Here is a 15,124-nt window from a genome sequence, read left to right as displayed (position 1 = left end):
GTAACATACCTGCATAAGGACCGAATATTCAAGTTATGGTGCTTTCAGCGATGATAAAAGAAGACGAGCGCGGTAAAAAGCTTAGAAATGACGTACTCGGCTCCCTGATATGTTTACGAACACAACAAAACATTGTTTTATAAGGTGCTCGGAAGATTCAGCGATGGCCGAGCACCTTATAAAGATTTCTCCCAATATATCAGCCTCCCCAAAGGCCCTTCACACTAAAAAAACTCCCTCCCCGACATTCGGGAAAGGAGTACTTCTTCAGACATCCTCGATCAATTTATTCAGAATCAGGTTCACAATCGCAATCAGTACAGCCGCTACAATAGCGATACCGAAGCTGCCGATTTCGAACATACTTCCGAGAATCGCATCCGTCAACAGCAGCGTAATAGCGTTGATGACGAACAGGAAAAGTCCGAGGGAAAGAATTGTAATCGGCAACGTCAGCACGACAAGGATCGGTCTGATGACCGCGTTCAAAATAGAGAGGATCAAAGCTGCGAATAGCGCCCCTGTAAATCCGTCCACCTGAATCGAATCAAAGAGCACACTTACGACCAGCAGTGCTACTGCGTTTACAATGACGTGAAGCAGTGCATTTTTCATTCCGGTCACCCACCTTTTTTTATCGTGCAGTCACAGATCCCGATTTTGTATCGGCATCAATGTAGTAAACCGCTTCGTGATTTTCGTTAGCTTCGAATTTAAGTTCTTTCACAAGCCAGTCATTTTTGTCGGAAAGCATTTTATAATTTTCCAGTTTGCAGTCGATTTTTCCGAAGGCCGTAGCAAGTCTTCCTTCAATACGTTTTTCTGCCGGAAGCTGTACGTCAATGGAACCGGTGGACGTTTTGAAAAATCCGCGTTCCGCACGCTGATCCTGACCGGAGACAACGATTCCTCCGGAGACGGTGGAAAGGTCCAGCTTCACGAATGAACCGTCCGCCTTGATTTTTCCATTCACCGTTTTCGCATCACAGCGGGAGAATGAGCAATTTTTGAAATCTACGGTTCCGTTACCGGTTTCGATGTTCGCTTTTTCCCCGCGCACATTTTCAAAATTTACGGCGCCATTGGTCGTTTTCGTTTCTACATGTTCGGCCTGGAGATTTGTCAGATCGATGCGCCCGTTGAAGACCTTCGATTTCACGAAAGCGTAGGAACGTTCCGGAACATAAAGCCTTACCATCACTTTGATTTTACTGGACGGGCTGGATAGACGTAACAGATCAGCAGAGCTATCCAGGCGCACTTCTTCTTTGAAGCGCTGCTTGGCTTCCTCTTCCGTTTTCGCCTGATACATCTTCACGCCATACTCCGCCTTCACTGTTTCCTCTTCATGCGTAAGAATCTGGAGGGATCCGTTATTGATGTGGATGTCCATATCCTCAAAAGCAGTGGCCGCTTCTTCCGTCGTTTCCTCGAAATCGACGGTCGTACCGAAACTCAGATCGAAATCCCCTTTTTTGACCCGGTCTACAGCATCTCCGAGAAACGTTTTCCAACTGTAGCTCTGAGACTGGTCATTCATGGATTCGAGTAATTTCGAACCTTCTTCCGCAGTGATATCCCCGTTTTCAATCATCTTAAGTATCTTCATCCGTTCTTCTGACATTTTATCTCCTCCTTTGTAGCTCATTTTATCAGCGGAGCTGATCCCCTGTATAGAAACGCTCCGTCTTCAATCGTTCCAGCTGATCTTCCCTGTTCAACAGGTCCACCATTCCGTCAGCCTGCGACAGATGCGTGCGGAGCGCTTTCCATTTCGTGTCCCAATACTCACTGACATCTCTCACGATAGCCGGTTCGCCTAGGTCGGTGGCTGCCTGGTTCGAAATTGCATGAAGCCATAATTCAGGACGTTCTTCTTCCTTCATTTCTTTCACAGCCTCAACCGCAGCACGACCAAGCGCATCGTGATCCGGGTGTACAGCATAGCCGGGGAAGTGAGTGATTACAAGATCAGGCTTTTCCTGTTCAAGTTTCGTCCTTAAGTGAGTGACTATTTCTTCGAGCGGTTCGAATTCGATCGTTTTGTCCCTGTATCCGAGGTGCACGTAATCGATGCCAAGGACTTCAGTCGCTTCCTGAAGCTCTTTCCTTCTGTGCGTCGAAAGCGTCTCTCTGTTGGCGAACACTGGATTGCCCATATTACGTCCCATATCTCCGAGGGTGCCACACCAATACGTAACGTTTGCACCCTTTTCGATGAAATCGGCGATAGTGCCCCCCGTACCGAACGTTTCGTCATCCGGATGAGGAAAAATGATGATTACACGTTGTTTACTCATGGCTATCCGCCTCATGCGCAAAAGGTGTTTGGCTGATCTCAAGCGCTACCATCAATCTTCCCTGCTCGTCGTGACCTGCCATCAGCAAACGATTCTGTTCATCCACTTCATAGTCCGTGAGACCTTCTGCGTAAACCCAGCCGAGTTCAAGCTTCAATCCGACACGATAACCACCGCCGGTACTGATGATTTTGCCGTGACTATACGTCACGTTCGCATTGCGGATAAAAGCGCCGACGTTGTGTGCCTTTTCATTGAAATGACTGGCATAAGCCCCGTTCGTAGTCTCGAGATGTACGTATACCGGTTTTCCGGCAAACGCATCGATCTCTTTCTGTACGTCTTCTCTCACTATCGCTTCCATGTTCCTCATCCTCCTTGCTGCAGTCGTTCTTCCATACGTTTACGATCTCTCTCCAAGATCGGTTTCAAAAACTTACCTGTATAAGAATCTTTTTCTTCTGCCACTTCTTCCGGGGTACCGGTCGCGACAATCGTGCCGCCGCCATCGCCCCCTTCAGGACCGAGATCGATGACGTAATCCGCTTCCTTGATGACATCAAGATTATGTTCGATGATCAGCACGGAATCCCCGTTTTCCACAAGCCGCTGAATCACTTGCAACAGTCTGAAGATATCATCGACATGGAGACCGGTCGTCGGCTCATCCAGAATATAGAATGACTTCCCGGTCGAGCGGCGATGAAGCTCACTTGCAAGCTTCACCCGTTGCGCTTCCCCGCCGGAGAGAGTGGTGGCCGGTTGCCCCAGCCTTACATAACCCAGTCCGACATCAGCGATCGTCTGCATCTTCCGTTTGATTTTCGGAAGGTTCGAGAAGAAGTCCAACGCTTCGTTGATCGTCATCTCGAGGACGTCCGCGATATTCTTACCCTTATATGTCACTTCGAGTGTCTCTCTATTATAACGTTTTCCATCGCATACTTCGCAGGGAACATATACATCCGGTAGGAAATGCATTTCAATCTTGATGATCCCATCGCCGCGGCAGGCTTCACATCGTCCGCCTTTCACGTTGAAACTGAAACGACCTTTCTTGTAACCCCGGATTTTCGCTTCATTCGTATCGGCGAAAATATCACGGATGTTGTCGAATACACCGGTATAGGTAGCCGGGTTCGATCTCGGCGTCCGTCCGATCGGTGACTGATCGATTTCGATCACTTTCTCCAGGTTTTCGATGCCTTCGATCATTCCGTGGGTGCCGGGCTTCTGTTTTCCGTTATGAAGTTTCATAGACAGCGATTTGTATAAGATTTCATTGATCAGCGTACTTTTCCCTGAACCGGAGACGCCAGTCACCGCTGTGAACACACCGAGCGGTATATCTGCATCGACGTTTTTCAAATTGTTCTCCGTCGCACCTTTGATCCGTAGAGCACGATCATCCCGTTCCCTGCGTTTTGCCGGAAGGGGAATGAATTGTTTGCCGGATAGATATTGCCCGGTCAGTGATTTTTTGCTTTTCATCACCTGTTTCGGCGTTCCCATCGTCACTACTTCTCCCCCGTGTTCTCCGGCGCCCGGGCCGATATCAATGAGGTAATCCGCTTCCAGCATCGTGTCCTCATCATGCTCGACGACGATAAGCGTGTTGTCCAAATCACGCATACGTTTCAACGTCTGGATCAACCGGTTGTTGTCACGTTGATGCAACCCGATCGACGGCTCATCCAGTACATAAAGGACACCGGTGAGGGCTGAACCGATTTGTGTGGCAAGTCTGATCCGCTGCGCCTCCCCGCCGGATAGGGTCCCTGCTGAACGGGAAAGGGTGAGGTAATCAAGACCCACATTCGCCAGGAAGTCCAACCGTTCACTGATTTCTTTCAGTATCATATTGGCAATCGTCCGCTCTTTTTCCGTGAGGGGGACGTTTTCGAAAAACTCGTAGGCTTCCGTCACGGAATAATCCGTCACCTCTGCGATATGCTGGCCGTTCACTTTGACCGAAAGCGCTTCTTCACCGAGACGATACCCTTCACATTTCGGGCACGGTTTCTGGGACATGTGCTGTTCCATCTGTTCGCGGATGAAGTCCGAGGAAGTCTCCCGGTAGCGGCGTGAAACGTTCGGAATGACTCCTTCGAAATAAATGTCATTATCGCGCACTTTCCCGAAGTCATTTTCATAACGGAAATGAATCGTCTCTTCTCCACTTCCATAAAGTATGCGTTCAAGCTGGGGTTTCGGAATATCCTTGATCGGAATATCCATATCGATGCCGTAATGCGTACACACACTTTTCAAAAGTTGAGGATAATACTGGGAACTCGTCGGTCTCCAGGCGGCAATCGCTCCTGCGTTCAGAGAAAGGTCCCAATTCGGGATGACGAGATCGATATCCACTTCGAGCTGGACACCGAGGCCGTCACAGCGATCGCACGCGCCAAACGGACTGTTAAAGGAAAATTTCCGAGGCTCCAGTTCACTGACTGAGAATCCACAGATCGGACACGCATGGTGCTCGCTGAACTTCACTTCCTCCTGGTCGATTACGTCCACAGTGACATGACCCCCCCCAAGCTCGAGAGCGGTCTCCAGAGAATCGGCGATACGTCCCTCCGCCCCTTCTTTGATGACGACTCGGTCGACGACGACATCGATGGAATGTTTCTTGTTCTTTTCGAGTTCTATATCGTCGGAGACTTCTCTCATTTCCCCGTCGATGCGCAGACGGACGTACCCTTCTTTACGCAACCGCTCGAGCGTCTTTTTATGCTCTCCCTTACGCCCCGAGACGATCGGCGAGAGCAGCTGCATCTTCGTACGGTCCTCGTAGGAGGTGAGCTGATCGACCATCTGCTGGATCGTCTGCGAGTCGATTTCGATGCCATGGGTCGGACATACCGGACGACCGATCCTCGCATAGAGGAGACGGAGGTAATCATAAATCTCCGTGACCGTCCCGACAGTGGAACGAGGGTTACGGCTCGTCGTTTTCTGATCGATGGAAATAGCCGGAGACAGTCCTTCGATCGAATCCACATCCGGTTTGTCCATCTGACCAAGGAACTGTCTGGCATAAGCGCTCAACGATTCGACGTAGCGTCGCTGCCCTTCGGCGTAAATGGTGTCGAAGGCCAGGGAGGATTTCCCTGAGCCCGACAGACCGGTCATAACGACCATTTTGTTTTTAGGAATATCGATATCGATGCCTTTAAGATTGTGTTCTCTTGCACCTTTGACGCTTATATATTTACTTGGCATGTTCTGGTCATCCTTCCGCTTTTAGTTCAAGCAAGATATCCCGCAGTTCGGCTGCCCGTTCGAAATCGAGGTCTCTCGCCGCCTGCTTCATTTCTGTTTCCATGTTGTCGATGAACTCCTGACGTTCCTGCTTCGTCATTTCAGAAGGCTTCTTATCGAAAGCGGTGCTTTCTTCCTCTTCCGCTTCACTCGTAGCCTGGATGACGTCACGAATGGCTTTGTTGATCGTCTTCGGTGTAATCCCGTGTTTTTCGTTGTAAGCTGTCTGTCTCTCCCGGCGTCGCTCCGTCTCGTCCATAGCGACACGCATGGAGTCGGTGATTTTATCCGCGTACATGATGACGGTGCCGTCCACGTTACGCGCTGCACGGCCGATGGTCTGAATGAGAGCACGCTGGGAGCGTAGAAACCCTTCTTTATCCGCGTCGAGAATCGTCACCAGGGATACTTCCGGTATATCGATCCCTTCACGAAGCAGGTTGATACCCACGAGTACGTCATATTTGCCGCGCCTCAGATCCCGTATGACTTCTATACGTTCGAGCGTCTTGATTTCCGAGTGGAGATAGGCGACTTTGATCCCCAGTTCTTTCAGGTACGCCGTCAGATCCTCCGACATTTTCTTCGTAAGAGTCGTTACAAGCACACGTTCATCTTTCTCTTGCCGTTTGTGAATCTCCCCGATGAGATCGTCGATTTGTCCATGGATCGGCCGTACATCGATTTTCGGATCGATCAACCCGGTAGGACGGATGATCTGCTCGGTCACCTTATCGGTATGTTCAAGCTCATAAGGGCCTGGTGTGGCAGATACATAAGTGATTTCATTGATGTGTTTCTCGAATTCGCTGAACATGAGAGGACGGTTGTCGAGAGCGGATGGAAGGCGGAAACCATGATCGACGAGCACCTGCTTCCTCGCTTTGTCCCCGTTGAACATTCCGCGTATCTGAGGAATCGTCACGTGCGACTCGTCCACCATAATAAGGGAATCATCCGGAAAATAATCCAGAAGTGTATACGGAGTGGCACCCTTCTCCCTGAAGGTAAGATGACGGGAATAGTTCTCGATTCCCGAACAGAAACCCATTTCCCGCATCATTTCCAGATCGTAATTCGTACGCTGCTCCAAGCGCTGGGCTTCGAGGAGCTTATCCTCTTTCCGGAACACTTCCAGCTGTTCTTCAAGTTCTTTTTCGATATTTTCAATGGCTTTTTTCATCTTCTCTTCTCTTGTTACGAAGTGGGAAGCCGGGAAAATAGCTACGTGCTCACGGTCGCCGATCACATCTCCTGTAAGTACATCGACTTCCCGTATCCTATCTATTTCATCTCCGAAAAATTCGACTCGGATCGCGTGTTCTTCCCGGGACGCAGGGATGATCTCCACGGAATCTCCGCGCACACGAAATGTACCACGCTGAAAATCGATATCATTGCGGGCATACTGGATATCCACGAGATTTCTAAGCAATTCATCACGATCCTTTTCCATCCCCATTCGGATGGAGAGCACCATGTTTTTATATTCTTCCGGAGAACCTAGGCCGTAGATACAGGACACACTGGAAACGATGATGACATCATCACGTTCAAATAAGGCGGACGTCGCCGAGTGACGGAGTTTATCGATTTCATCATTGATATTGGCATCTTTCTCGATGAACGTGTCCGTTTGCGGGACGTAGGCCTCGGGCTGATAATAATCGTAATAACTGACGAAGTATTCCACCGCATTATTAGGGAAGAATTCCTTGAACTCACTGTATAACTGCCCTGCCAGCGTTTTATTATGGGCGATGATGAGCGTCGGTTTTTTCACTTCCTGAATGACGTTCGACATGGTGAACGTTTTCCCGGTTCCTGTCGCACCGAGAAGGGTATGGTGTTTCTTTTTTTGATTGATTCTCTCTACTAATTCCTTGATGGCCTGGGGCTGATCCCCTTCCGGAGAAAAGTCCGAGTACAGTTCAAATGTATGTGACACGAAGAAAACCTCCGTTCTTATCTATTCTTCTTTAGTTTACCACAATAGTTTATCATTCTAACCTCCAGCGAACAAACATTCGCACTTGAATAGAGGCTCTGTAAAGGTCCGTGACTGATGTTTCCCTACGGGGGTCCCGTGCTTTTGTCTCTGTATCGTTCATCAAACGATTAGGGGGGTTCCTGTTATTCTTTTTTCAAGCTTCAACGAACCCAGATAAAAAAACCCGAACAGAATTCTGCTCGGATTTTCATGACTACGATTAACTTTTGCTCGGGACTCATTCATTCGTCTGCGTATACTGATTGACCTCGAACAAGTCGATGAGATCCATATCGGGATGCTTATCGACGAACCAGCGGAGGGAGAACTCATTTTTAAAGAGAGCGACTTTGTTCCCTTCCCGGTCCTCTACAAGCATATTCCGGTCATCAAAGAGAGACGTATCGACCTGGTCCTCTTTCAACCAGCGTGGAATCCGTTCTCCGTACGGAGTAAGTTCGATATCGACGTTGTATTCATACTTCATCCGGTATTCGAACACTTCAAACTGAAGTTCTCCGACCGCTCCGATGATGTAGTCTTCGAAGTACGGACGTTTGAACAGCTGAATCGCACCTTCCTGCACGAGCTGCTCGATTCCTTTGTAAAACTGCTTCGACTTCATGACGTTCTTCGCGGTAACCTTCTTGAACTGCTCCGGCGGGAATTGCGGCAGCTCGTCGTATTCGAACGTTTCTTTACCGGTCAGGAGCGTGTCGCCGATCCGGTAGACGTTCGGGTCGTAGATACCGATAATGTCTCCGGCATAGCCTTCTTCCACTGTATTACTCGAGGAAGCGACGAACTGCTGGGATTGGGCCAGCTTGAATTCCTTACCGGTCCGGCCGAGCGTTACGCTCATGCCACGCTCGAATTTTCCGGAACAGACACGGACAAAAGCGACACGGTCCCGGTGTTTCGGATTCATGTTCGCCTGGATTTTGAAGATGAACCCGGAAAATTGCTCGTTCTCAGGAGAGACAAGCCCCTTCGTCGACTTACGCGGTGTCGGCGCAGGTGCCATATCGATGAACGTCTCGAAGAATGTTTCCACACCAAAAGGAGCGAGCGCACTACCGAAGAAGACAGGCGTCTGTTCCCCGCGGAGCACTTTCTCTATTTCAAATGTATCCCCCGCCTCATCGACGAGCGATAGCTCTTCTTCCGCTTCCTGATACGCGACCTCTTCCGTTATTTCCGGGTGCTGGTCCAATTCGCTGTAAGGGATGTATTCTTCCTGTTCATCCCCCGAGTAGCGGACGAAGCGCTCGTTGTGGCGGTCGAAAACACCCTGGAATCTTTTGCCCATGCCTACCGGCCACGTCATAGGATACGTTTCGATCTCGAGTTCCGATTCGATTTCCTGCAGAAGATCAAAAGGTTCGCGACCTTCGCGGTCCAATTTGTTCATAAAAGTGAAAATCGGAATTCCGCGCATCCGACAAACTTTGAAGAGTTTCAGCGTCTGCGCCTCGATACCCTTCGTCGCATCAATGATCATGACGACGGCGTCGACAGCGGTCAGCGTCCGGTACGTGTCCTCACTGAAATCTTCGTGTCCCGGCGTGTCGAGAATATTCACTTCATAGCCGCGATACGGAAAATTCATCACACTCGAGGTGACGGAGATACCACGTTGCTTCTCGATTTCCATCCAGTCGGACGTCGCGAACTTCCCTGTTTTCTTACCTTTTACAGTACCTGCGGAGCGGATCATATTCCCGAACAGCAGCATTTTTTCTGTCATGGTCGTTTTTCCGGCGTCCGGGTGCGAAATGATCGCAAACGTACGTCGTTTCCCGACTTCTTCCTGTATTGACATTTCTATCCCTCCACTCTGCATAATTCCCTCACAAAAAACTAGCATATAACAGCTCTGAAATCAATCGACGGGACTGATCATTACGCCGGCTGTCGTCAAGTCTTCACTACGGTTGAGAACGAGTCTGATGGAGGTCTCTGCAACCCAGCCGGCAGAGCGGACGCCGGACTCGGAATATGATTCATCTATAAATGCAGCATCCCCGAATTGTCCGGAAAGCTCCTCCGTCATATAATCGAAAAATCGGGACTGATCCGCTTCTGAGTACTGCGAGAAATCCGGAAAAGCGATGACCGTACGTGTCACTTTTCCTTCATTAAATTGATAATCGAAACTGGCCATCTCTCCGGCAAACACTCCGTTCGCATACACAAGACCAACTTCTTCCGTCTCTTCCGTAATAGTAGGTCTGTACTGATGCATCTCTTCCACAAACTCCCGTGATTCTCCGACCCATCCAGGTGAGACGTCACCCGGTACCGTGATTTCCTGAACCTCACTCAAAGAAGACTCCCTACCGTCCTTCACACTTTTCGCTCCGTATCTCCAGGTTTCTCCTTCGTAAACGAACGAATCCCGGAATGGAGGTAGGATAGTTTCAGGCGTACCGTCCATATTCCTGAATGTCTCCATAGCTTCCCCGTCTCCGTAATAAAAATGATAACCGTCTGCACCGGGCACGGGGCTCCAATCAACAAGCACCTCTGGTTTCCCGTAATGATTGTAGGAAATCTCAGCCGTCACTCCTTCTGGCGCTTGGACCGGAGCATGTTCAGTACGGAAATCCTCAGTTTCTCCGGAGAGGAGAGCTTCCCCTTGAACCGAGCTGACCCGTTTTTCTACATGAAGCGTGTAAACTGTGTCATAATTGTAGGTTGAAGGATTGGAAACATAAACGAAACGCCCCTCTGTCTTTGTCTCTACAGAGGCTACTTTTTCACCATTTTCCGTTGTGACATACACCGTGTCCTCTGTAACCGATACAGGATCGATATCGACAGAAAACTCGACCGTCCACCGCTTATCAACCGGCACCCTTTCTTCTTCACCGAATACCGGGGCTCCGTTCAGAAAAATAATAAAAAAGATAAGTGCTGCAGCGTATCTCACCAAACCACCTGCTTCCCAGTTTCTTTCAAGTATAGCACAGCAAAAACCGAAAAAAATTGTTATAATGAATAAATGCGGAGCTACCCGGTTAGAAGTTCTGGCGTAAGCAGGGGTTTCTCTTTTCAGGGGCTTTTAAATCACTGCTTAGGACATGGACTTCTGGGTAGCGCAGCTGGATATGAATAAATGCGGAAGCTTCCGTTTAGAAGCACTGCCATAAGCAGAAGACTCTCTCTTCGGGTGACCTTTCCCGGAGCAAGTGCAGATTCATCTATAAACTAATTCCTATATATCACGTATTGGACCAAAATAACGAAACAGTTAGGATGCCAGCGATGCAAGCGAACCTATTACAACCGAAAAAAATCAAACAGCATACCGGAGATACGTTTTTCGACCGTGGAAAGACGTATTTCGAACGAGGGAAAGTATATGGTCTTACTTACAATGAAGCCATTCAGTCGTGGCGGGCCGTCGTGACAGGCACTGGTGATTACGAAGTGCGTGTCTTCTTTTTTGATGACGAAGATTTCGACAGTACGTGCGAATGCAAAGCCTATGAAACCTACTACACGTGTAAACATATCGCGGCTGTCCTTCTGGCCATCCGGGAAGAAATGATGGAGAAGCTTGCACCGGCGCTCGTCCGGAACGACCTTCCGACATCCACACCCATCTCCTACTCCGGGCCTCTTGCTGAGGTGTTCCGAAAAGAGACGGTCCTGCCTGAAGAGAAGACGACGCTCATGTTCCGTTATTACCTCCATGTAACCCCGAGGGACATCAGCCTGGAGTTGAAAATGGGAGAATACCAGCCGTATGTCATCAAGGATATCAGAGAGACGATCCGCTATATCACAGAAGAGAAGACGTTGCCCGTAACGAAAAAATTCACCTATAACCCGGCTGTCCATCAACTGACGGAAACAGATGAAAAAATCATGGACCTCCTCTCTATGATCATCGGCGAAGAACGTTTCTTCGACCAGTTTTCCATGCCGAGAGAGAAAAGATATCTACCGGTACCACCGGCTCATTCCCACACATTACTCTCCTTACTTGCCGAAGGGCACACGGAAGTGATGGAACGAAAAGAAAGGACAGGGAGCCTTCATTTCGAAGACCTCGCCCCCCTTTCTTTTCGGGTGAACCGGGACGAGGAAAACTTCACCCTTTCCTTTCAGCAGCTGGAGAACTACCGCCACTTATCCGAATATCGACTGATGCAACAGAACAGCACCTTTTATGCGCTTGATAAGAACCAGCATGCCGTTCTCCGTAAATGGAAGGAAGCGATACCGTTCTCTGCGTCGAGGACACAGGTCATTCCTGCGAGTGATATGGAGGATGTCGTTTCTCACGTACTGCCGGCCCTTGAAGAGGCGGGAGAAGTCCATTACAGTGAAGCTGCCAAACAGTCGATCATCGAAGAGGACTTGAAAAGCGTAATCACGATCGACCAGCGTGAATGGCTGCTCACGATAGATATAGAGTTCCGTTACGGGGAACGCACCATCGACCCGTTCCGAAGTCCTACCGAGCAAAATACAATCATCAAAAGAGACTATGTGGAAGAAAATAAGATCATGCAGCTGATCGAACAGGCCGATTTCAAATTCGACGGCTCGTTCATCTATATCGATGATGAGGAGAAAATCGACACTTTCCTGAAATCGACGTTGCCACGACTCCAGGCGGAAGCGGAAGTCTATCTATCCGCCGGCATGAAACACCTGCTCCAGAGCGCTCCAGTGCTGAAGCCCACTATTGATGTCAATGAATCGACGGACTGGCTCGACATCTCGTTCGAAATAGACGGCATCGGAGAAGAGGACATTACGAACGTCATGCAGGCCGCCATGGAACGGAAAAAATATTTCCGACTCCAGGACGGCACCCTCCTTTCCCTGCAGAACGAATCGTTCGACAGATTCCGGGAATTCACGGACGAACTCGACGTACACTCACTTGATGATTCGACCATCTCCGTCTCGCAGATGCGCAGCATGCAAGTGGATGAAGTGCTCGAGCTGAGCGAGGAAGAAAGGAAGAAACGCTTCCAGACACTCATCACGCATCTCCGGAACCCGGAAACGAGTGAGCACCCACTCCCGGCGGATCTTCATGCTACCCTGCGCCCCTATCAGGTGACAGGATTCCGTTGGATGAAGACACTTGCCGATTATTCTCTCGGCGGGATTCTCGCCGACGACATGGGGCTCGGAAAAACGGTCCAGACGATTACATTCCTTTTGTCCGAAGCGAAAGAGAAGCAGAATCTTCCCCGCTCCCTGATCGTCGCTCCCGCCTCTCTCGTCTTCAACTGGAAAAAAGAATTCGAAACGTTCGCTCCCGGTCTGAAAGCGGACGTGATCACCGGTTCCAAAGAAGAAAGGGAGAATAAACGACAGGCCTCCGATGCGGATGTATGGGTCACTTCCTATCCGCTTCTGAGAAGAGATGAAGACATTTATGAAAAGGAAACCTTCCATGCCTTCATTCTCGATGAAGCGCAGGCGATCAAAAACGAAGCGACCAAAGTCTCGAAAGCGACGAGGCTGATCAGCGCCAAACACCGCTTCGCTCTTAGCGGAACGCCGATCGAGAACGCCCTCACCGAACTGTGGGCTATTTTCCAGACGATCATGCCAGGGTTCTATACGAATAAAAAAGAATTCCTGAATCTCCCGCATGCCCAGATCTCGCGCATGACCCGCCCCTTCATTCTGCGACGTATGAAGACGGAAGTGCTCGACGATCTGCCGGATAAGCTGGAGTCGGTACAATATTCCGAACTGACGAGGAATCAAAAGGAAGTGTATCTCGCTTATCTCGAACGGATCCAACAGGATGTGAAAGCTACGATACAGACGAAGGGGCTCCAAAAAGGGAAAATCGAAATATTGGCAGGGCTGACACGACTTCGTCAGATCTGCTGTCACCCTTCCCTTTTCCTTGAAAATTACGAGGGCACCTCCGGAAAGCTCGATCAGCTGAAAGAATTACTCGATGAGCTGAAACAGAACAACCACCGCGTTCTTCTGTTCTCCCAGTTCTCCAGTATGCTGACCCTGCTCCACAAAGAACTGACGGAGCTCGGCTACAATTGCTTTTATCTCGACGGAAGTACGAAAACGGATAAGCGGATGGAGTACGTGGAACGGTTCAACAGTGGGGAAAAGGATATCTTCCTGATTTCGTTGAAAGCCGGGGGAACCGGGCTCAACCTGACCGGAGCGGACACCGTCATCCTTTACGACCTCTGGTGGAACCCCGCGGTCGAAGAACAGGCCGCAGGACGGGCCCACCGTATCGGTCAGAAGAAAAGCGTCCAGGTCATCCGTATGATTTCCGAAGGCACGATTGAAGAAAGGATCTATGAACTGCAGCAGAAAAAGCGGGACCTCGTCGATCAGATCATCCAGCCTGGAGAATCCATGCTCCAGTCCCTGAGTGAGGACGATATTCGTGAGCTGTTTCAGCTGAAGGCTTAAAATGACCATAACAAAAGCGGCTTGCCTCTCTACCAGGCAAGCCGCTTTTGTTACGTACGGAATCGGCGCTGATGCAATTTGAACCAGTAGCCACCAAGAATCGCTCCGCCCACCATCATCGTCAACGTGGAAAGAATCATGTGTATCGATGAAGCCAGCACCACATTTCCGGTAATCACGATGACAAGACCTACGGCGCCATTCAGCAGAATCGTCAAGAAATAAAGCCATGACAAAAAGATGTGATAGCGGAATTTGGACGCATAAATGATGAACCACGCCGAGCTCACCAGAACGATCACGGTCGCTACCCAGTGCAGAGAAAACAGAGCATCCGCAAGTGCTTCCGAGCGGATCAGGTACTCCTCCGCGCCGATATCAAGCATGACATTACTCGCCCTGCTATGTTTGAAGAAGGCACCGAAGATGACCTGGACTATGTAAAACAGAAAACCGAGCACGAACGCGCGATAGCTCATCTTCACTGTGCCCGCGTGCTTTTTCCCGAGACTCACTTTCTTTTCATGCAAACTGTAACTGAGCAATACATTATTGAGAAGAAGCAGCTGGCTGAACGTCACATCCAGCGTCGTGAATCCGGGAGGAGTGCCCAGCAGCACGTTGAAACCACCGATCATAGACTGGACCACGAGAAGTATCAGACTCAGAGCTGCAAAAATGAGGACCGAGCGTTTTTTCCTTTGAAAATATATAGCTCCTGCCGCGTTGATGAATGTGACAACAGCGAGAAGCGGAATGAATAAACGATGGGAGTATTCGACTAATATATGAAAATCCGTGAGATCCGGAATGACCTGCCCATTACAGAATGGCCACGAGGTTCCACAGGCATCCCCTGAATCCGTCGCAACGACAAGGTTGCCAAGGATCAGAGAAAGGAACGTTACCCCCACCGTTATTATAGAAAATTTCTTCATCGATATCCTTCCTTATCTTTAACGCTTTCCAAAAAGAATCCAATCTATATCATACCACGAAATACTCAGGTTCGATATCGACCATACCTAATTTAGTTATGAACTTTTTTTGAAAGAATAAAAAAGCAGAAACTTCCGTTTAGAAGCTCTGGAATAAGCAGGAAGCTTACTTTACAGGCGAATTTACCTGAAAATAAGTT

The 15,124-nt window shown here is 49.3% G+C and carries 10 protein-coding genes; 1 reads left to right on the top strand and 9 read right to left on the bottom strand.

The window, feature by feature from the left end:
• Positions 1-267: 267 nt before the first annotated feature.
• The 8 genes from BW944_RS06025 to BW944_RS05990 all read right to left on the bottom strand — a co-directional run bounded on the left by BW944_RS06025 (position 268) and on the right by BW944_RS05990 (position 10,492).
• Positions 268-615 (bottom strand): phage holin family protein, encoded by a 348-nt coding sequence (locus tag BW944_RS06025; RefSeq protein ID WP_076557738.1) that lies wholly within the window; start codon positions 613-615, stop codon positions 268-270.
• Between the two features lie 19 nt (positions 616-634).
• Entirely contained in the window at positions 635-1,624 is a 990-nt protein-coding gene (locus tag BW944_RS06020) for a DUF4097 family beta strand repeat-containing protein (RefSeq protein ID WP_076557736.1), read from the bottom strand.
• Positions 1,625-1,652: 28 nt separating this feature from the next.
• A complete protein-coding gene (bshB2, locus tag BW944_RS06015; protein WP_076557735.1) occupies positions 1,653-2,300 on the bottom strand; it encodes a bacillithiol biosynthesis deacetylase BshB2 in 648 nt (215 codons plus the stop codon).
• Positions 2,293-2,664: a YojF family protein gene (locus BW944_RS06010; RefSeq protein ID WP_076557733.1), complete on the bottom strand. Its 372-nt coding sequence runs from the start codon at positions 2,662-2,664 to the stop codon at positions 2,293-2,295. Before BW944_RS06010 ends, bshB2 begins: the two co-directional genes overlap by 8 nt.
• Positions 2,665-2,669: 5 nt before the next feature.
• Positions 2,670-5,531: an excinuclease ABC subunit UvrA gene (gene uvrA / locus BW944_RS06005; RefSeq protein ID WP_076557731.1), complete on the bottom strand. Its 2,862-nt coding sequence runs from the start codon at positions 5,529-5,531 to the stop codon at positions 2,670-2,672.
• Positions 5,532-5,538: 7 nt separating this feature from the next.
• Complete coding sequence (gene uvrB, locus BW944_RS06000; RefSeq protein WP_076557730.1) at positions 5,539-7,518, bottom strand: excinuclease ABC subunit UvrB; 1,980 nt, start codon at positions 7,516-7,518, stop codon at positions 5,539-5,541.
• A gap of 280 nt (positions 7,519-7,798) precedes the next feature.
• A complete protein-coding gene (locus BW944_RS05995; RefSeq protein ID WP_076557728.1) occupies positions 7,799-9,382 on the bottom strand; it encodes a peptide chain release factor 3 in 1,584 nt (527 codons plus the stop codon).
• Between the two features lie 60 nt (positions 9,383-9,442).
• Complete coding sequence (locus tag BW944_RS05990; protein WP_076557726.1) at positions 9,443-10,492, bottom strand: Ig-like domain-containing domain; 1,050 nt, start codon at positions 10,490-10,492, stop codon at positions 9,443-9,445.
• A 335-nt stretch (positions 10,493-10,827) separates the two neighbouring features.
• Between BW944_RS05990 and BW944_RS05985 the strand changes: the two genes are divergently transcribed.
• Positions 10,828-13,986, top strand: a complete 3,159-nt coding sequence (locus BW944_RS05985) for a DEAD/DEAH box helicase (protein WP_076557724.1) — start codon at positions 10,828-10,830, stop codon at positions 13,984-13,986.
• A gap of 50 nt (positions 13,987-14,036) precedes the next feature.
• Here the strand turns inward: BW944_RS05985 and BW944_RS05980 are convergent, their stop codons facing one another.
• The gene (locus BW944_RS05980; protein WP_076557722.1) at positions 14,037-14,924 is read right to left on the bottom strand and encodes a COX15/CtaA family protein; all 888 of its coding nucleotides are present in this window, start codon (positions 14,922-14,924) and stop codon (positions 14,037-14,039) included.
• Positions 14,925-15,124: the final 200 nt, after the last annotated feature.

The sequence above is a fragment of the Salimicrobium flavidum genome (genome assembly GCF_900156645.1).
GTDB lineage: Bacteria > Bacillota > Bacilli > Bacillales > Halobacillaceae > Salimicrobium > Salimicrobium flavidum.
This window is presented reverse-complemented; position numbering and strand designations above follow the sequence as displayed.

Bases quoted from the DNA above. Each gene is read 5' to 3' on its own strand.
- BW944_RS06025 (WP_076557738.1), bottom strand. From the start codon at position 615: ATGAAAAATGCACTGCTTCACGTCATTGTAAACGCAGTAGCACTGCTG.
- BW944_RS05985 (WP_076557724.1), top strand. From the start codon at position 10,828: ATGCAAGCGAACCTATTACAACCGAAAAAAATCAAACAGCATACCGGA.
- BW944_RS05980 (WP_076557722.1), bottom strand. From the start codon at position 14,924: ATGAAGAAATTTTCTATAATAACGGTGGGGGTAACGTTCCTTTCTCTG.
- uvrA (WP_076557731.1), bottom strand. From the start codon at position 5,531: ATGCCAAGTAAATATATAAGCGTCAAAGGTGCAAGAGAACACAATCTT.
- BW944_RS06020 (WP_076557736.1), bottom strand. From the start codon at position 1,624: ATGTCAGAAGAACGGATGAAGATACTTAAGATGATTGAAAACGGGGAT.
- bshB2 (WP_076557735.1), bottom strand. From the start codon at position 2,300: ATGAGTAAACAACGTGTAATCATCATTTTTCCTCATCCGGATGACGAA.
- BW944_RS06010 (WP_076557733.1), bottom strand. From the start codon at position 2,664: ATGGAAGCGATAGTGAGAGAAGACGTACAGAAAGAGATCGATGCGTTT.
- BW944_RS05995 (WP_076557728.1), bottom strand. From the start codon at position 9,382: ATGTCAATACAGGAAGAAGTCGGGAAACGACGTACGTTTGCGATCATT.